The organism is Solwaraspora sp. WMMD791, assembly GCF_029581195.1.
GTDB lineage: Bacteria > Actinomycetota > Actinomycetes > Mycobacteriales > Micromonosporaceae > Micromonospora_E.
The window spans coordinates 5,028,851-5,046,377 of sequence record NZ_CP120737.1 but is presented as its reverse complement, the minus strand read 5'-3'; the positions used below and the strand labels follow the sequence as shown (position 1 = coordinate 5,046,377).

Here is a 17,527-nt window from a genome sequence, read left to right as displayed (position 1 = left end):
GAAGAGTCTTTTTATCCACTTCGGACTACGGATCAGAAGGTTAGGGGTTCGAGTCCCTTCGGGCACAAGATCGATAGGGGCCTGACCTGCCGACACGGCAGCCAGGCCCCTTCTCATTTCCATCCCTTGTGGTCGGTTGGTGCTCGGTGGGTGCTCGTGCGACGAGCATCCCTCACGTCCCAGCCCGTCCAGCGGCGACCCTGTACCTGCCGAAATGTCATCCGGGCAGTTCAGGCGGCACGTTCGTACTCGTGGAGGATGCCGCCGAGGCGGTCCCGCCGGTGGATGGTCAGGTGGGTGAGTCGGTCTGGGTCGGTGATCGGTTCGGGTAGCGGGGCGAGTGGCCGGACGTTGGCGATGCCTTGATGAGGGCGGTGTTCGTTGTAGAAGTTCTCGTACTCGCGGAGCGCGTGTAGCAGGTGTCGCTGGTTGAGGATCAGGGTCCGGTCGAGGAGTTCACGTCGGCAGGTCCGTACCCACCGTTCCATGATCGCGTTCATCCGGGGCATGCGGACACCGCTGAGTATCGCGACGATCCCAGCGTCGGCGAGGACGGTGTCGAACAGTGCCCGGATACTTGCCGTCCCGGTCGCGGATCACGTATTTCACCCGGCAGCAGGTGTCTTCGAGATCCATCGCCAGGTTGCGGGCGGTGTGCCGTGCCAAAACTGGTTCAGCGGCGGTCTTCTGGTGTTTTGATGATCAGTTCAGGCTGCCCGGTGGTACTCGTTGATCACTCCGCTGAGGCGTTGTCGGCGGCGTATGGGCTTGTCGATGGGGATGACAACGGACGGATCATGGTTGGTGGCCGCTGCTGGCGCCCTTGGTGTGGCCGGTGGTCGTTGAAGTGGTCGACGTACTCGCCGACTACGGCGTGCGTGTGGCGTTCGTTGTAGATCAGCATGTGGTCGGTGCACTCGTCGCGGAGACTGCGTCCCCAGCGTTCGATGAAGCAGTTGGCCTGTGGGGTCCGGGACTCCTAGCGAAACGTGCCGAGTCGAACGCGATGCCAGCAGACCAAGCCACGACAGCACCATCGCCAACCAAAGGGGCAGCAGGTTCCAGGCCACCACCAGGCCGACACCGCGAGAACCCGTCCGGTCCGGGCACGACACGACCCCGCCGGTGGGGTGGTGCTACCGGTCCCCAGCCAGCCAGCCCTGCAGCGACGCCGGCGCTGACGGCAGACCGTACCGGCCGAGCAGCATCGCCACCATCGGCCCGTCCTCCCAGACCGCGCTGTCCACCAACGCACGCACCGCCGCCTGCTGGGCCTCGACGATCCGGCCTGGTCCCGTCGCCCCGGCACCGCGGCCCCGCCCGGCGGCGTCGTGTTCCGGGAAGGCCGCGTCCAACAACGCACCCACCAGCGTGAACCGGTCAGCGCCGGGCACCGTGCCGGCCAGCCCCCGTGCCAAGATATCGACCCGATCCACAGCGGTGTCAGGGTCCAGCCGCGCCAGTGTCAACGCCGCCAGCCCCGACATGTCACCGTCCAGGAACGGCCAGTTCGGCACCGGTTCGGTTGCGCCCACCAGACAGGCGTACAGCTCCTCGATGAGCTCCCGCGACGGCCGACCGGTCAGCCGCGCCAACCCCAACACCGCCGACCACCGCTCCGCACGGTTCGGGCCGGCCAGCCGCCGCGACAACGCCTCCACCAGCCCCGCATCCGCCTCCGTCGCACCACACAGACCCGCCGCCACGCAGGCTGTCGCCGCCACCACCGGCTCCGGATCCCCGTCGATCACCCGCGTCAACGCGGGAACGACCAGGTCACGCTCCTCAGGAAACCAAGCCAACAGATGCGCCGTGTGCAACCGCACCGCCGGATCCGGCGACCCCAACGCCGCCACAAACACCGCGACACCCGACCGGACCGCGTCGTACGCCTCCAGATCCCACCGCGCCGCACACCGATCGGCCTCCACATCCCGGTAGCGGGCAGCCGACTCCCGGCCCCGCCGCTCATCCTCATCGCCGGCCGCAGCGATCCACATCCTCTGCTCATGTTCCAGCTCCGCCAGCGTCAGCGTCGCCTGCCGGGCCACCTCACGCCGAACCGCAGCAATGTCCGGCGACTCCGTCAACCAGTAGCTCTCGTCGCCGATCGCGATCATCCGCAGCACCTGGCAGGCGGCAAACCGGTCAGGCGCCGCAGGATCCGCCACGACATCGATCAGAAACCCCGCCGCGACGGCACTCGCCTCGTACCGCGAACCCTGATGCACCAGACGCCCCGCCAACGCCCGGTACGCCTCACGGCGGACCGCCGCATCACCCGACCACAACATGTGCAACAGCCCCGGAACGTCCCCGGCCGCACCGTAGGCGTCCTCAAGCGAGGCCCAGCCCACACCCCGCAACACCACCGACCGCTCAGGCATACCCGCCACCGTCCACCAGCCTGGCTCTCTTCTCGTCGCAGCCCGGCGGCACAGACACCGGACCGCATCAGGGTGTTCCCCACCGCAGGGACCATGCCCGCCGGAGTCCAGATATCGGTGCCGAGTCCGATCACGCCAGACCGCCAGCAATCCGCTTCCCGACGTCCGCTACCGCCACATGGCCGTACGCCCACCCTGAAGTGCGTCGATCGTATTGTCCGCCTGTTTCCCGCCGATGCGGTCGGGCCGCGTCGGCGTGGCCCTCGCCGGTGTGCGCGGTGACGATGCGGCGGAGCACGTCGAGGGCCTGCTCGGCCTCGTGCTGGCCGACCGGCGCGGTTCGGGCCGCCACGTACCCAGTCAAGGCGTCGCGGATGACGTCGGACCGGCGGGTCACCGACTCCCCGGCGATACGGTCGAGCTGCTCGACGAGCGCCACGGGCAGCCGGATACTCACCAGCATCATCGGCGCCTCCGGTACGCCACCCGTCGCCGGCACCGCCGTCATCGACCTGATCACCGGCGCCAGGCTGTCAGTTTTCTGAAACCAGGCAATGGCTCATCCGATCGAAATCCGGCTCACTCACAGGACCCGCCTCCTCCACTCATCCAGGTCCGCGCCACCCAATGCACGAACCCCCATGATCTTGTACGTCCCCGTGCCACCGATCCGGTCACACAACACGGCGATGACCCGGCCACTGTCGGCCAACCCCATGACGATAAGCAGCAGGTTCCTGACCACCCGCTCATGACGCAGACCCGACGGGGCATACAACGCCTCGGTCGCCTCACCGACACCGACATCGTTGAGCGAGCATTGGCCAGGGTGTCATCACACTCTGTGACAGCCGGTTCCGCTGCGGAGCGCCGACCTGCGGCTTCTCCTGCTTCGCGGGTGCCGGTAGGACCGGCGTACCTGTCGCGGGTCGGGGTCGACGGCGGTTACCCCGGCCCTCGTTGCGTATCTTGGCGCGGATGCGGTGCGCGGTGGAGAGGACGAGGTGGGCGTGGCGTCGGCGCTTCGTCTCTCTGCGCCTGGGGCAGGACGCTGGTGTAGGTGTCGGCGGTGACCAGGATGCTGGAGTGGCCGAGCAGGTCCTGCACGGTCTTGAGATCGGCACCGGCCTCGTGGCCGAGCGATGCGGCCCCGTAACGCAGGTCGTGTAGCCGTACCGGCGGCACGCCGGTCCGTTCGACCAGGAGCCGGAACCGGCCGCTGGCGTAGCCGGGGTGCAGCGGGCTGCCGTCGGAGCGGGCGAATACGTACCCGGAGTCGACCCAGGTCCCGACACCCGCAGCGCTTGAAGATCACATCCGACATCGCCATGACCGACCCTCTTCCTCACGGACTCATCCTGTCCACCGATGTCGACCTGTCTGCCGGGGCGGGCCTGTCGGCAGATACTCGCCGGCCGCGTCTTCCGACCATCGGCGTACCGCCGACCCGCGAGACCACCACCACGGTGCCGGCTGCGGGTTCGATGGTCGCCTCCTCGCCCGGATCTGTAAGAACTCGACAGACCCGGCCCCGGTGAGCCACCAGAACGCGAACGGGGCCTGGCGCCGGTGATCAGTCGATGACCGCGGTGCCGGCGACCGGTGCCGCACCGGGGGGCACCGATGATGCTGGTGAGCATCCGGCTGCCCGTCGTGCTCATGGAGCAGCTCGACCGCACGACGCGCTAATCCTGGCCTCAGGTTGATCGGGGAAAATGGGTGGCGAAAGCATCGACTGGGAGGGGGCGGCCAGCGTGCGGATCATGATCGCGGATGATGACGCGGCTATCCGTGAGTCGCTGGAGCGGGTGCTACAGGTCGAGGGTTACGACACCAGCACCGTCGCCAACGGTCTCGCCGTGCTCGACAGGGTCGGTGGTGCCGGCGGTGACACGCTGGATCTGCTGATTCTCGACGTGATGATGCCCCGCCTCGGCGGGTTGGAGACGTGCCGGCGGTTGCGGGCCGCGGGTCGGGATCTGCCGGTGCTGATGCTGACCGCCCGTGACCAGGTCTCGGACCGGGTCGCGGGGCTGGACGCGGGCGCCGACGACTATCTACCCAAGCCGTTCGCCACCGAGGAGTTGCTGGCCCGGGTGCGGGCTCTGCTGCGCCGGCGTACGCCGACCGACGGGGAGTCGCAGATCCTGTCGTTCGCCGACGTCCGGCTCGATCCCGACAGGTTCGAGGCGTGGCGGGGCGGGCGGCCGCTGCGCCTGACCCGGACCGAGTTCTCTCTCCTGCAGGTCCTTGTACGCAACGCGACCCGGGTGTTGACCCGCGACGCGCTGTTCGAGGCGATCTGGGGCTTCGACATGAGCGCCACCGCCAACAACCTCCAGGTGTATGTGAGCTACCTGCGCCGCAAGATGGAGGCCGAGGGTGAGCCGCGATTGATCTACACGCTGCGCGGCCTGGGGTACACGTTGCGGGAGACTCCTCCGTGAGCAGGCCCGCAGGCCGGGAACCGCGCCGGCTGACCCGATGGTGGCGGCGGCGGTCCCTGCGGACCAGGCTGACGGTGATCGCGGCGACGGCCATCGCCGTCAGCGTGTTCATGGCCTTCCAGGTGGCCAGCGAGCTGCTGGACTGGCAGCTGCGGGACTCCGCTGAGAATCAGCTGCGCGCTGACTCCCGCGTCTTGGCGACGAACGCGGAGCGCGCCGGTCTGGCGCAGGTACCGCTATCGCCGTACCTCGGATCCGGTCAGCTGGTGCGGGTCGTCCTGCCCGACGGCTCGACCCGGACGCCGGCCGGCCAACCCGCGCTGCCCCCGGTCAGCGAGCACGCCGGGCGCGTGGCGCAGGGCGGCCTGGCCGACCTGATGGAGTCGGACGACAGCGACGAGGACGGATACCTCGTCTACACGCTGCGGGCGGGCGACGGCGCGGTCCAGGTGGCCCGCGTCGTCGACGACAGCCCGGTCAACCGGTTCGGGTTCGGTATGCTGCTGATCGGGCTGCTCTGCGTGGTCGGCGGTGCCCTTGTCGGGCGGGCCGTGGCGCGGACCGGGTTGGCACCGATCGACCGGCTGACCGCCGCCGCGGTACGTGTCGCGCACACCCGGGATCTCGACGCCGACATCCCGGATGAGGGCGGTGGGGAGATCCGGCGGCTGACCCAGTCGATCAACGACATGCTCGCCGCGCTCCGGGACTCCCGGCAGGCTCAGCGGCTGCTCGCCGAGGACGCCGCCCACGAGCTCAAGACCCCGCTCACCAGCCTGCGTCTCAACGTCGAGTTGCTGATCCGGCTCGATCGGCGCGGCACCCTGGACAGCGCTCTGCCGGCGGAGAGCCGGACCCGGCTGCTCGACGATCTCGGTGCCCAGGTGGCCGAGTTGAGCACTCTTGCCGCCGAGCTGGCCGACCTGGCGCGCGGTGACGTCAGCGACGAGAGCACCGAGTCGCTCGACCTCGCCGACGTGGTGATGGCGGCCGCGACCCGGGCGCGTTCCCGCATGCCCGACATCGAGGTCGCGCTCGACGTGACCTCCTTGTGGGTGAGCGGGCGTCCCGCTGCGCTCCAGCGGGCGGTGCTCAACCTCATCGACAACGCCGGCAAGTGGTCCCCGGCGGACCAGCCGGTCCAGGTCCGGCTCCGGGCCGAGGGCGCGTCGGCGGTGCTCGAGGTCGACGATGCCGGGCCCGGCATCGACGCCGCCGACGTGCCGCGGGTGTTCGACCGGTTCTACCGTGCCGACAGCGCCCGGGCGTTGCCGGGATCCGGTCTCGGGCTGTCGATCGTGCAGCGGGTCGTCGACGCCCACGGCGGCCGGGCCACCGTCGCCCGCTCCACACGCGGTGGCGCGCTGCTCCGGGTCGACCTTCCGGCTGTGGCCCCGCCCGCCCCGATCACGCGGCTCGCCGCCGGGGAGGACAGCGCGATGCGCTGACCCGCCCCGGCGGCGTGGCGCAGGATCAAAGGGCGGCGACCGTCGACCGAGGGCGTCCGGCCTGGATGAAAGGCGGCGTCACCAACAGCGCGATCCATGGCGCCGACCACCTCCCCGACCTGGTCCGACAGCGGGTAGGCGCCGGCCAGCACCAGACCGACCCCATCGCCGGCTCCCTCACTCAGACCCGGTACGACCCCCGACCCCGAGCCACCCAGACCACAGACGTCAGCATCTCAACCTCTGTAGCACCGCAGACTCGGGGCGGGCAGCTGAGCCTGCCCGCACGCAGGCGCACGGCTCGGGTACGAACGTTGTCTGCCGCAATCGACGCCCGACGACGTCATCAGGCCGCGGTCGCCGCTCGGCGGCGGTGGCGGCGGTGGAGGTGGCGGTGGCGGTGGCGGTGGCGGTGGCGGCGCAACACGTAGCGGACCAGTTCGCCGAGCGCGGTGATGGACAGGGCGAGACCGAGGCCGACCGCCAGTCCCAGCGTCGGGTTGGATTCGACGGCGGCACCGCCGAGGTAGCCGATCAGGCCGGAATAGCCGGCCCAGGTGACGGCGGCGATGGCGGTGAACAGGGTGAAGCGGGCAAGCGGGTAGCCGGTGGCACCGCTGGCGGTCACGATCGCGGTGCGACCGCCGGGGACGAACCGGCCCGCGATGATCAGGGCACCGCCCCGGCGGTGCAGGTGCGGGGCGATCCTGTCGGCGGCGATCAGGCGGCTGCCCGGACGGCGCTCGCGCAACAAGCGCCCGATGAGGTAGCCGATGTGATCACCGACGAAGGCACCCAGCGCGGCGAACACGATGATCAGCGGAAGCGACGGGATGCCCGACCCGGCGAAGACCGCCGCCGCGATGACGACCGACTCCGACGGCAGGAACGGCAGGAACGCGTCGAGGATCGCCAGCGCGAGGATCGCCAGATAGATGACCGGAGAGGCCATCGCGTTCTCGATCATGGCCATCAGGTCCATCGGGACCGCTCCTCGTCTTCGAGCACCCAGGCGCAGAGCCCAACTACAACGAGCACGAGCGCCAGCAGAACCCGTTCGGCCAGGCCCGCGAACGGGAGTGAACCTTGGCCGAGCAGCACCGCCGGGCCGTTCACCGCCGCGAACGCGACGCACGCGGCGAGCGCGGACCACCCGGCCGCGCGCAGCCAGCGGACCCGGGCCGGGTCGGCCCCACGCCCGGCACGCTTGGCGATGAGCAGGGCGAAGAGCGGTGGCAGCGCCGCCATCAGCGCCGCGCCGAACCGATGCACCACGGCGGCGACGCCCGGTTCGGTCCCCGGCAGGTTCGTGGGGAACACCACCACCGCGACCAGGGACACGCACCACACCGACAGCAGCACGGTGAGGGGCCAGGCCGGGGGCAGCACACGCCGGGCACCGGCCAGGAGCCATGCGCCGGCTGCCGCGAGCCCACACGCCGCCAGGGCCAGCAGGACGGCGCCCGGCACGGTCCGGATCGATTCGCTGACCATCTCGTCCACCGGGTCGACGTCGCCGACCAGCAGCAGGCCCGCCCCGGCCGCCGTACCCACGCCCAGGCTCAGCTGGACGTTGCGATACCAGCGGGAGGTGCCCGCGCGGACGATCGTCGCTGTCATGCGGTGACCTCGACGGGCGCGGGCGCCTCACGGGCCGGACGGATCCGGTAGAGCTGCTCGAACGCGGACACCGTACGGGTCTGGTCGTGCTGCTCGGCCACGGCACGAGCCCGGCGCCCCAGCTCTTCCGCGTGCTCCGGGTCGCAGAGCACCCTTAGCAGTCGCTCGGCGAGGACGACAGCGTCGCCGGGCGGGAACAGGTAGCCGGTCTCCTCGTTCCGTACGAGGTGGGGCAGGGCTGCGGCATCGGCGCCGATCACGGGCCTTCCACTGGCCATCGCCTCGAGCGTGACCAGGCTCTGCAGCTCGGCGGTGCCCGCGTTGACGAAGACCGTCGACGCCGCGTACGCGGAGGGCAGGTCCTCGTCAGGGACGAACCCGGTGAACGTGACATGCTCGGCGACGCCCAGTTCCCCGGCGAGCGACCGCAGCGCCCGGTCCTCGGACCCGGTGCCGACCAGGAGCAGCTGGGCGTCGAGGGATCGGCGCACCAGCGCGAACGCCCGCATCACGACGTCGAGGTTCTTCTCGGCGTCGAGCCGACCCACGTACGTGATGGTGGGCTTGTGCGCGAGGCTGTAGGCCCATCGGAACTCGGCCACCGGCGCCTGTTCGCGGAAGCGGGTGAGGTCGATGCCGCACGAGATGGGCAGGACCGGCCCGGACACACCGGAGAACACGGCGAGCGCGGCGGCGTACGGGGTCGGGGCCGTGACGATGTCTGCCTTGGCGAACACCCGGGCGGCGTCGCGCCATGCCCACTCGTGGGCCCTCGTCCGGCCGGCGTTGCCGATGGGCAGGTAGTGGATCAGGTTCTCGGGCATGAAGTGGTTGGTGGCGACAACGAACAGGCCGCGCTCACGCGCCGCGTCGACCAGCGCCCGGCACAGCGGGAAGTGGCTCTGCACGTGCACCACGTCGGGCTGGACCTCGTCGAGGATCCGGCGGGCTGCCGCGCGCAGCCCCAGTGGCGGGCAGAACCGGAAACGTGAGTGACCCGGCACCGGCAAGGAACGTACGCGGTGCTCGACGACGCCGTCACTGGACATGCCGGCATGGTTGCGGATGTCCGTCGACGGCGCGGCCACGTGCACCTCGTGCCGGGCGGTCAGTGCCACGGCCAGACGCTGGGCGAAGTAGGCCGCCCCGTTGACGTGAGGGGCGTAGGTGTCGGCACCGATGAGGATGCGCATGGGACAACTACCTTTCGTAGGTGGTAGCGCTTCATGACGAGGTGGAAGACAGCGACCGGCACGGCGACGGCCGCAGTGAGCAGGAAGATGCCGCCGGGCAGTGCGAGCAGGCCGGACAGCTGGCTGCCGAGCAGAGCGCCGACACCGATCAGCACCAGGCCCCGTACGGCGGCGGTGGCACCCGCCCAGGCGGCGAATCTCCGGTACGGGAGCCCGGCGAGCCCCACCGACACGAACGCAGGGAGGGCGAAGACGTCGACGAGCTTGGCGGTGATCACCAGCCGGGGCAGTGACATCCCGGCCAGCCGGTCGAGCAGCGCCGTCGCCTTGAGCCTGCTCAGCAGGGACGCCACCCAGGGCCGCCGGGCCGCCCGGCCGACGAGGTAGAGCAGGCTGTCGCCCACCACCTCGGCCAGCGCGACGATCACCCAGATCGGCCAGAAAGCCGCAGCGCCGGCGCCGACCAGGGTGCCTGCGGTGATCGTCGCGGCCGGCCCCTCGATCAGCACGAAGAGACCGAGCACGAGGTAGGGGTGCTCGAGCACGGCCGGTGTCAGATCCATGCCGGGAGGCTTCGGCCGAAGGTTCCGCACCGGTCGTCCCTACGCCGGGCCGACCGATGTAGCTCCGTGGTACGGGGTCCGATCACCAACCACGACACCCACGAGCCGGCCGACCGACCGACCGACGCCGGCCCGGGCGGCGCTGCGTTGACTGCCATCACTAGCCCCCTACATACGGGTTACGTCGCTTGTCCGACGCCTGATTGGTACCGAGCGAATCTGAGGCGACCGTTAATGCGCTGCTCGGACCGGGTGGCCGAACCAGGTGCCCGGCGCAGCCACCAGCGTGGTGGCGTCGAGGTACTGCCCGGCAGGCAAGGCCCGGACGACACAGCCGTCGGGCCGGATGAGCAACGCGGTCGACGTCCACCCAGCCCGTACGGGCGGTGACGGTGTTTGACCCGTACGGTCCACGCGGCCGCGGTCGATCCCGCCGGTCTTGTTCCAGTCGACGAAGCGCAGCGTCACCTGTGCACCTCGGCCGGCGCCGCGCGCCTGTGGGGCCGTAGCACCCACCACAGCAGGCCGATCCAGAGCGCGGTCAGGATCGCGGCACCGAGCAGGTCGGTCGGGTGGTGCATGCCGCGGTACATCCGGGACAGCGCGACGCCGGCCGGCACGACCACCGCGAGCACTCCGGCGAGCCAGCGCCACCGGCTGTGCGTCCGGCCCACGACCAGGATCGCGATCGCCACCCAGACGCACATCGCGGCGGCGATGTGCTCCGCCGGGAACGACGACGTGGGCGTGGGGCCGTCGAGTTGCGCCACCGGCGGGCGGTCCCGCTGGACGGCGGCCTCGGTGCACAGGAACAAGGTGAGCTCGCCGAGCACGGTAAGCGCCACGAACACCACTGGCTGCCACTGCCGCCACACGGCCAGCACGATGGGGCAGAAGACCAGCGAGATGGCCAGAACAGCGTAGGTGTCGCCGGCCTTGCTCCCCACCCAGCTCACGTCGTCCAGGGTGGGAGTGCGCAACGTCTGCAGCCATCGGACGACGCCGTCGTCGAAACGCCCCAGCCAGGTGCCCTCGGTGTAGTTCTTCAGCAGGTAGCCGACGACGTACAGGATGCCGAACGTGAACACCCAGCCGGTTAGGATCTCGGTCGCCTTGACCCACCGGTGAGGGATCGGGCGGTTGGAGTCGGTCGCCGACTTGATCGCCTCGGCGGCCTCGTGCCCCAGGCCCTCGTCGAGCGGCGCCACTGGGTGTCCCGCCTCCCGCCGCCACAGCCGGAACGCGTACGCCGTGACACTCAGCCACAGCACGCCGAGCAGCCAGCCGGACAGCACGTCGGTCAGGTAGTGCACGCCGAGCGCGATCCGGGTGACGCCGATGGCGAACACGATCAGCCCGACCGCCGAGATGAACAGCTTGCGGTAGCGCACCGCGGGCAGGAACACCAGCAGCACGGCACCGTAGACGACCATCGAGCCGAGCGCGTGCCCGCTCGGGAAGCTGTTGCCGGTCGCGGCCGCCACCGGCACCTCCACCACCGGGCGCAGCCGGCCGACCAGCGACTTCACCGACGGGTCGAGCAGTAGCGCACCGGCGACGGCGGCCAGCAGGTAGACCGCGAGGCGGAACCGCCGGCGCACCAGCAGCAGCACTGCGGCGACGCCGACCAGCCAGAGCATGATCGGCCGCCCGCCCAGCCGGGAAATCCCGTCGAGCGTGTTCACCAGATACGGCCGGGGCGACACGACCTCGTTGAGTTCCCGGGCGACACCGCGATCGACGCTCATCACCGGTTCGAGGTGCAGCCGGACGAGGAGCACCAGCAGCCCGAACCCGAGCCCGACCGCGACGACCACCAGCAGCGGCACCCAGGGGCCGGCCAACCGACCAGGCGGCGCCTCCCCGGACGGCGCCGCGTCGACCGCCATCGACAGCCTCCCAGGTACGAGCTACATCGCTTGTTCGATGCCGACTTCGTACCGAGCGAAGCTGAGACGACGATTAATCGCCGTACGGGTGGTGAAGGGGGCGTAGTACCGCAGTACCACCTTCCTCCCGAGATTGACGACCGCAGTACGACGGAACAGCACGGAATCGGTCCTAGCTTTCAGGCCATGAGGAATTCTGAAAATCCACGGTGGAGGTTCACCACGGCCATCATGGCGCTGGCGACGGCGTTCGCCGTCGTCGCCTGCGGGTCGGATGCCGACAACAGCTCGGCGCCCGCCGGGGCCGGCCCGCACAGCGCGCACGCGGGCGGGTCGTCGGCTCCCCCGCAGCCGCTGCGCGCCGGCGAGCGGTTCGTCGACCTGAAGATGCCCGAGGCCTACACGCCCGCGCCGCCGGAGGGCGGCACGGACGAGTACCGGTGCCAGATCATCGATCCGGGCCTGACCAAGACGGCGTTCCTCACCGGGACCCAGTTCACGCCGGACAACATCGCCATCGCGCACCACGCCATCGTGTACGTGGTGCCGCCGGCCCGCGCTGCCGCAGTGCGCGAGCACGACGCGAAGACCCCTGGTCTCGGCTGGCGGTGTTTCGGCGGGACCGGCGTCGCCGGCGCCGAGGTCGAAGAGGGGGACGCGGCGTGGGTGGACACCTGGGCGCCGGGCGCGACGGAGACGCTGCTCGACCAGGACGCCGGCCACAAGCTGGAGCCGGGCAGCCTGGTCGTCCTCCAGATCCACTACAACCTGCTCGCGACCGACGGCAAGCCGACCGGGTCGGACCGCTCGGCGGTACGGCTGCGGCTGACGGACGGCACGCCGCAGACCCGGGAACTCGAGACGTTGTCACTCGACGCGCCGATCGACCTGCCCTGTGCCGCCGACGAGTCGGGGCCGCTGTGTGACCGGGCGGCCTCGATCGCGGACGTGACGAAGCGGTTCGGGTCGGACGTCGGCGAGATGGCGGACCGTCAAGTGGAGGAGTGCAACCAGGGCGGCGTGCCGAAGCCGGGTGACACCCAGACCTGCGACCACAAGGTGGAGGCGCCGATGACGCTCTTCGCCGGGTTCGGCCACATGCACATGCTCGGGCGGGCCATGAAGGTCGAACTCAACCCGGACACGCCGAACGCCAAGGTCGTGCTGGACGTGCCGCGGTTCGACTTCGACAACCAGCGGCTGATGAAGCTGCCGTCGCCGGTGGAGATCGGCCCGGGGGACACGCTGCGGGTGACGTGCACGCACGACGCCGGGCTGCGCAAACGAGTGCCGCAGCTGAGCAAGCTGCCGCCGCGCTACGTGGTGTGGGGCGACGGCACCAGCGACGAGATGTGCATTGGCATCATGACGGTCTCCCCCCGCAAGTCCTGAGGAGGTGTCGAACGTGTGTGAGCTACCTGAGGTCAACGAGCCGAAGAGGCACCTGTGAGCTCACACACGTCCGCACTGAACACGGCACCGTGGCGGTCGGACGTGCGGTGACGTGGACGGCTGCAGGCGGATCCGGCAGCGGAGCGGCCGATCACGCGGAGCGGATCGACCCGGAGCGGTGCGGCTGGGAACGACGGCCGTACCTTCGACGGACGCGCGAGATGAAGCGCTAGTTCGGCCGGGTGAGTCTCAGGTCGTACGCGAGGGTGACGGCCTGGATCCGGTCCCGTGCGCCGATCTTGGCGAGGACCCGCCCGACGTGGGTCTTCACTGTCGACTCCGACAGCGTGAACCGTTGCGCGATCTCGCCGTTGGTGAGGCCGTGGCCGATGGCGACGAGGACCTCGCGCTCCCGGTCGGTCAGAGAATTCAGCCGGGGATCCTCCCGCGTGGGCCCGCAGAGGTCATCGTCGAGCCGGTCGGCGAACGCGTCGAGCAGCCGCCGAGTCAGCGGCGGCGCGATCACCGCGTCCCCGGCGGCGACGGCTCGGATGCCGGCGAGCAGCTCCTCCGGGCGGCTGGTCTTGAGCAGGAATCCGCTCGCCCCGGCCCGCAGCGCGGCGAACGCGTACCGGTCCACGTCGAACGTCGTCAGCATCAGGATCCGCGAACGTCCACCGGCGGCGACGATACGCCGGGTGGCCTCGATCCCGTCGACGCCCGGCATGCGGATGTCCATCAGCACGACGTCGGGATGCAGCTCGGTGGTCCGCCGAACTGCCTCGGCGCCGTTCTCGGCCTCGCCGAGGACCTCGGTGTCGGGAGTGCTCTCCAGCAGCATGCGAAACGCGAAGCGCTGCAGCGGCTGGGCGTCCACCACTAGCACAGTGATCACAGATGACTGCCTTTCCGGGTCGCGTGAACGATCCAGCCGCCGTCCGGTGCGAGGCCGGCACTGACCGTGCCGCCGTAGAGCGCGGCGAATTCGGCCATGCCGCCGAGGCCGAGACCCGCATCGCCCGGCGATGCTCACTTCGTACCGAGCGAATCTGAGACGACGGTTAGAGCCAGTGACGTACGGTGCGCATGCCGTCGGCGTCGTACTCCCACCCGTCCGGGTGACCGCGACGATCTTTCCTTCCGGCACCAGTCGGCCACCCGGTCCGAGCAGCGCATTAACGGTCGCCTCAGATTCGCTCGGTACGAATCAGGCGTCGGACAAGCGACGTAACCCGTCGACCAACCACTCCTCGGAGATCTCGTGTCCTCACGTCCAGGTTCAGCCGTCGTCAATCGACAGTCCGGGAGCGCGCTGTCAGCGAACGCTGATGACGCGGCGGCCATGCTCGTCGGCGCCGTCAAGCGATACGGCTCCGGCCGGTCGGCCGTCGTGGCGCTCGACGACGTCACCATCGCGTTCCCCACGGGGAAGTTCACGGCGGTGATGGGCCCGTCGGGTTCGGGAAAATCGACGATGATGCACTGCGCCGCCGGACTGGATCAACTGACGTCGGGCCGTGCACTCGTCGGCAACACGGATCTGTCGACCCTCAACGACCGCGAGTTGACCAGGCTGCGCCGAGAACGGATCGGGTTCGTGTTCCAGACGTTCAATCTCGTGGCGACACTCACGGCCGAGGAGAACATCTGCCTGCCGTTGACGTTGTCGGGGCGCCGGCCGAGTGCCGCAGTGCTCGATCAGGTCGTGTCGCTGCTGCGCCTCGGTGATCGCATGCGTCATCGGCCGACGGAGCTCTCAGGCGGCCAACAACAGCGAGTCGCCGTCGCCCGAGCACTGGTCGCCCAGCCGCAGGTGGTCTTCGCCGACGAACCCACCGGCAACCTCGACACCCGGTCCGGGCAGGAGATCCTCGGATTCCTGCGATCAGCGGTCGATCTGCATCACCAGTCGATCGTGATGGTCACGCACGATCCCAACGCCGCTGCCCGGGCGGACCACGTCGTGTTCGTCGTCGACGGCCGAGTGCACGACGTCATGGATCACCCGTCGGCCGATTCGGTGATCGACGTGATGAAGGGGCTGGCGCGGTGAGCCGGATGCTACGGAGTGCGGCTCGGAGCGTGCTCGCGAGTCGGGGTCGGTTCGTGCTGACGGGTACGGCGATCGCGCTGTCGGTGGCGTTCCTCGTCGCGACGCTGGTGTTGTCCGACTCGATGCGTGGCCGGGCGGCCGATGACATCGCCGAAGCGTTGGCCGGGACGGACGCCGTGGTGCAGGGCGTCGTCCTCGGCGAGCCTGGCGGAGGGCCGGGAGATCCGGAAAGGTCGGTTCGGCGATCGCTGGAGCCCGACGTTGCCGAGCGCGTGGCTATGGTCGATGGCGTCGACGGGGCCGCCTCGCAATGGGTCGGCTTCGCGAAGCTGGTCGTCCACGGATCGTCAGTCGGAACCGGCACGGCGAGCGACGTCGGTCGCAACTGGGTCGCCGACCCGGCGCTCAATCCGTTCCGGCTCACGAGCGGGCAACCCCCGACCGAGGTCGGCGAGGTCGTGATCGATCGATCACTCGCCGGTGACGCAGGCTTGGCTCCGGGTGACGTCGTACAGGTCCTGACCACGACGGGGATACACGACGCGACCATCACCGGTGTCGCGACGTTCGCGTCGGCAGACGCGGCGCCGCTGCAGCGAACGGTGCTCTTGCCCGACGGAGCGGTGTCCGGCTGGCTCGACACTGCGGCGCCGACGGAGGTGCTCGTCAAGGTCGCGGAGGGCGCTGACCGCGCCGAGGTACTCGACCGATTGTCGGCGCTGACTGATGCCGAGGTCATCGACGGGCCCGACCACATCCGGACGATGCAGGACGCCGCGACGTCGCCGCTGCAGTTCCTGACGGTGTTCCTCCTGGCATTCGCCGTGGTCGCGGTGGTGATCGGTGTGACGATCATCTTCAACACGTTCGCGCTCACCGTCGCCCGCCGCAGGCGGGAGTCGGGGCTGCTGCGTGCGATCGGTGCGGAACGACGCCAACTGCTCGGCGGAGTGGTGATCGAGGCGGCGCTCGTCGGGACGGTCGCCACGCTCGTCGGCCTCGTGTGCGGGATCACGGGAGTTGGCGCGCTGCGCTGGCTCGTCGGACTTGCCGGGGTCACGTTGCTCACCGCGCCGTCGATCGTGAGTACGACCTCGATCGCGGTCGCCGCGACCGTCGGTATCGGCGCAACGATCCTCTCGGCATGGATCCCGGCTCGCCGGGCGGCGGCGACACCGCCGATCGAGGCGCTGCGCGAGAGCGCGGCGGAACCCCGGGTGGTGAGCCCGGCGCGAACTGCGAGCGGGCTCGTGCTCGCCGCGGCGGCGGTCGCCGGAGGAACCGTGGCTGTGGTGCGATCGAGCGCGGCATGGGTCCTGCTCGTCGCTGCCATCGTCCCGGCGCTCGTGCTGTGCGGCCCGGCGATCGTGACCGCCGCAGCGCGTGGGAGCGCTCAGGTGGCCCGCCGCGCCGCCGGTGTGTGTGGCTCCATCGCAGCCGGCAACCTGGCTGCCAGCCCCCGTCGATCGGCGTCGACGGCGCTCGCGCTCGTGCTCGGCACCGCGATGGTGACGATGTTCGCGATCTTCGCAAGCTCACTGACGAGCGCGGTCGGGACGGACGTTCGTGAAGGACTACAGGCGGACCTGGTGGTCACGTCGGCGACCGCCGACTTCCCGACGATCGACCCCACCCTGGCCGGCCGGATCGCAGAACTGCCCGACGTCGACGCAGTCGCCGCGCTGTCGATCGCCGAGGGGATCGTGGCAGGGAAAGCCGAGGCGGTCGGCGGCATCGACCCGACGGCACTGCCCACCATGTTCGACCTCGACCCGATCGCCGGCGACCTCGCCGACCTGAGCGAGGGGGGTGTGGCCGTGGTCGGCGACGACCCGACCCTGCTCGGCGGCACCCTCGCGATCGAGTTCGAACGCTCGACACTCGAGGCGCCGATCGTTGCCGTGGTCGCGAGGAGCACCGGCGGTTTCGAAGCCCCTCTGTACTTCGTCGACCGTGCGACACTCGACACTCTGGTTGGCCGACTGCTCGACGCCCTGTTGTTCGTCGACCTCGCCGACGGAGTCGCCGCAGACGCCGAAGAAGACGTGAGGGCGCTGGTCCGAGCCACGCCCGGGTCGTTCTTCGCGACCCGGGCAGAACACATCGCCAACAGCGGAAGCGAAATCGCCGCGTTCCGGAACTTCATCGACGGGATGCTCCTCCTCGCGAGCTTCATCGCACTCCTCGGAGTCGCCAACACCACGGCGCTCGCGATCAATGAACGCGCCAAAGAGCTCGGGCTGCTGCGAGCGGTCGGCGCGACTCGCCGAGAGCTGCGTCGAATCGTGCGGCTCGAGGCGGCACTCCTATCGTTCATGGCAGCATCGATCGGTATCGCCGTCGCAGTAGGCTTCGGCTGGGCGCTGATCGACGTCACCGGTGGCGCGGAGATCCCATCCGTCGTCGTACCGTGGACCCGCCTCGCGGTAACGCTCGTCGTTGCGGTCGCAGCCGGCGTCGTCGCTGCAGCGTGGCCCGCGTTCCGCGTCTCCCGGGTGTCCGTGCTCGAACTGGCGGGCCGGGACCACTGATGCG

At 70.0% G+C, this 17,527-nt stretch carries 16 protein-coding genes and 1 pseudogene; 6 read left to right on the top strand and 11 right to left on the bottom strand.

Annotation, left to right across the window (positions count from 1 at the left end; genetic code table 11):
- Positions 1-230: 230 nt before the first annotated feature.
- On the bottom strand, positions 231-500 hold the full coding sequence (locus O7623_RS22440; RefSeq protein ID WP_282224984.1) for an integrase core domain-containing protein: 270 nt from the start codon (positions 498-500) through the stop codon (positions 231-233).
- On the opposite strand from O7623_RS22440, the gene O7623_RS22435 reads away from it, so the two are divergent.
- Positions 487-699 (top strand): hypothetical protein, encoded by a 213-nt coding sequence (locus O7623_RS22435; RefSeq protein ID WP_282224983.1) that lies wholly within the window; start codon positions 487-489, stop codon positions 697-699. The two genes, O7623_RS22440 and O7623_RS22435, sit on opposite strands and share 14 nt — an antisense overlap.
- Before the next feature lie 34 nt (positions 700-733).
- Here O7623_RS22435 and O7623_RS22430 read toward each other — a convergent pair whose 3' ends face one another.
- The 4 genes and pseudogenes from O7623_RS22430 to O7623_RS22415 form a co-directional block, all read right to left on the bottom strand.
- Positions 734-949 carry an integrase core domain-containing protein gene (locus O7623_RS22430; protein ID WP_282229512.1) on the bottom strand — a complete coding sequence of 72 codons (216 nt, stop codon included), beginning with the start codon at positions 947-949 and terminating at the stop codon, positions 734-736.
- Positions 950-1,136: 187 nt separating this feature from the next.
- Positions 1,137-2,387 (bottom strand): HEAT repeat domain-containing protein, encoded by a 1,251-nt coding sequence (locus O7623_RS22425; protein WP_282224982.1) that lies wholly within the window; start codon positions 2,385-2,387, stop codon positions 1,137-1,139.
- Between the two features lie 130 nt (positions 2,388-2,517).
- Positions 2,518-2,907, bottom strand: coding sequence for a ribbon-helix-helix domain-containing protein (locus tag O7623_RS22420; RefSeq protein WP_282224981.1), 390 nt, complete (start codon positions 2,905-2,907; stop codon positions 2,518-2,520).
- A 271-nt stretch (positions 2,908-3,178) separates the two neighbouring features.
- A pseudogene (locus O7623_RS22415) lies at positions 3,179-3,695 on the bottom strand (tyrosine-type recombinase/integrase); the annotation flags it as partial.
- A 446-nt stretch (positions 3,696-4,141) separates the two neighbouring features.
- Here O7623_RS22415 and O7623_RS22410 point away from each other — a divergent pair.
- Complete coding sequence (locus O7623_RS22410) at positions 4,142-4,834, top strand: response regulator transcription factor (RefSeq protein WP_348775170.1); 693 nt, start codon at positions 4,142-4,144, stop codon at positions 4,832-4,834.
- Positions 4,831-6,282, top strand: coding sequence for a HAMP domain-containing sensor histidine kinase (locus tag O7623_RS22405; RefSeq protein ID WP_282224979.1), 1,452 nt, complete (start codon positions 4,831-4,833; stop codon positions 6,280-6,282). Before O7623_RS22410 ends, O7623_RS22405 begins: the two co-directional genes overlap by 4 nt.
- Positions 6,283-6,628: 346 nt before the next feature.
- On the opposite strand, the gene O7623_RS22400 is transcribed toward O7623_RS22405, so the two are convergent.
- The 5 genes from O7623_RS22400 to O7623_RS22380 all read right to left on the bottom strand — a co-directional run bounded on the left by O7623_RS22400 (position 6,629) and on the right by O7623_RS22380 (position 11,547).
- Entirely contained in the window at positions 6,629-7,264 is a 636-nt protein-coding gene (locus tag O7623_RS22400) for a DedA family protein (RefSeq protein ID WP_282224978.1), read from the bottom strand.
- A complete protein-coding gene (locus tag O7623_RS22395; protein WP_282224977.1) occupies positions 7,255-7,902 on the bottom strand; it encodes a DUF998 domain-containing protein in 648 nt (215 codons plus the stop codon). The genes O7623_RS22400 and O7623_RS22395 overlap by 10 nt, the downstream gene beginning before the upstream one ends.
- Entirely contained in the window at positions 7,899-9,095 is a 1,197-nt protein-coding gene (locus O7623_RS22390; RefSeq protein WP_282224976.1) for a glycosyltransferase, read from the bottom strand. The genes O7623_RS22395 and O7623_RS22390 overlap by 4 nt, the downstream gene beginning before the upstream one ends.
- Complete coding sequence (locus O7623_RS22385) at positions 9,011-9,658, bottom strand: hypothetical protein (protein ID WP_282224975.1); 648 nt, start codon at positions 9,656-9,658, stop codon at positions 9,011-9,013. The genes O7623_RS22390 and O7623_RS22385 overlap by 85 nt, the downstream gene beginning before the upstream one ends.
- A gap of 464 nt (positions 9,659-10,122) precedes the next feature.
- Positions 10,123-11,547 carry a phosphatase PAP2 family protein gene (locus O7623_RS22380; RefSeq protein ID WP_282224974.1) on the bottom strand — a complete coding sequence of 475 codons (1,425 nt, stop codon included), beginning with the start codon at positions 11,545-11,547 and terminating at the stop codon, positions 10,123-10,125.
- 30 nt (positions 11,548-11,577) lie between these two features.
- On the opposite strand from O7623_RS22380, the gene O7623_RS22375 reads away from it, so the two are divergent.
- Complete coding sequence (locus O7623_RS22375) at positions 11,578-12,939, top strand: monooxygenase (protein WP_282224973.1); 1,362 nt, start codon at positions 11,578-11,580, stop codon at positions 12,937-12,939.
- Between the two features lie 229 nt (positions 12,940-13,168).
- Here the strand turns inward: O7623_RS22375 and O7623_RS22370 are convergent, their stop codons facing one another.
- Positions 13,169-13,834 (bottom strand): response regulator transcription factor, encoded by a 666-nt coding sequence (locus O7623_RS22370; RefSeq protein ID WP_282224972.1) that lies wholly within the window; start codon positions 13,832-13,834, stop codon positions 13,169-13,171.
- 447 nt (positions 13,835-14,281) lie between these two features.
- Here O7623_RS22370 and O7623_RS22365 point away from each other — a divergent pair, with 447 nt between their 5' ends.
- Both O7623_RS22365 and O7623_RS22360 read left to right on the top strand, forming a co-directional pair.
- Positions 14,282-14,992: an ABC transporter ATP-binding protein gene (locus O7623_RS22365; protein ID WP_282224971.1), complete on the top strand. Its 711-nt coding sequence runs from the start codon at positions 14,282-14,284 to the stop codon at positions 14,990-14,992.
- Between the two features lie 53 nt (positions 14,993-15,045).
- Positions 15,046-17,523, top strand: a complete 2,478-nt coding sequence (locus tag O7623_RS22360) for an FtsX family ABC transporter permease (protein ID WP_282224970.1) — start codon at positions 15,046-15,048, stop codon at positions 17,521-17,523.
- The last annotated feature ends 4 nt before the right edge of the window (positions 17,524-17,527 follow it).

What these genes read in the sequence shown, in the direction of transcription:
- O7623_RS22425 (WP_282224982.1), bottom strand. Translation starts at nt 2,387, where the DNA reads ATGCCTGAGCGGTCGGTGGTGTTGCGGGGTGTGGGCTGGGCCTCGCTT.
- O7623_RS22365 (WP_282224971.1), top strand. Translation starts at nt 14,282, where the DNA reads ATGCTCGTCGGCGCCGTCAAGCGATACGGCTCCGGCCGGTCGGCCGTC.
- O7623_RS22390 (WP_282224976.1), bottom strand. Translation starts at nt 9,095, where the DNA reads ATGCGCATCCTCATCGGTGCCGACACCTACGCCCCTCACGTCAACGGG.
- O7623_RS22400 (WP_282224978.1), bottom strand. Translation starts at nt 7,264, where the DNA reads ATGGACCTGATGGCCATGATCGAGAACGCGATGGCCTCTCCGGTCATC.
- O7623_RS22380 (WP_282224974.1), bottom strand. Translation starts at nt 11,547, where the DNA reads ATGGCGGTCGACGCGGCGCCGTCCGGGGAGGCGCCGCCTGGTCGGTTG.
- O7623_RS22395 (WP_282224977.1), bottom strand. Translation starts at nt 7,902, where the DNA reads ATGACAGCGACGATCGTCCGCGCGGGCACCTCCCGCTGGTATCGCAAC.
- O7623_RS22435 (WP_282224983.1), top strand. Translation starts at nt 487, where the DNA reads ATGATCGCGTTCATCCGGGGCATGCGGACACCGCTGAGTATCGCGACG.
- O7623_RS22385 (WP_282224975.1), bottom strand. Translation starts at nt 9,658, where the DNA reads ATGGATCTGACACCGGCCGTGCTCGAGCACCCCTACCTCGTGCTCGGT.
- O7623_RS22440 (WP_282224984.1), bottom strand. Translation starts at nt 500, where the DNA reads ATGAACGCGATCATGGAACGGTGGGTACGGACCTGCCGACGTGAACTC.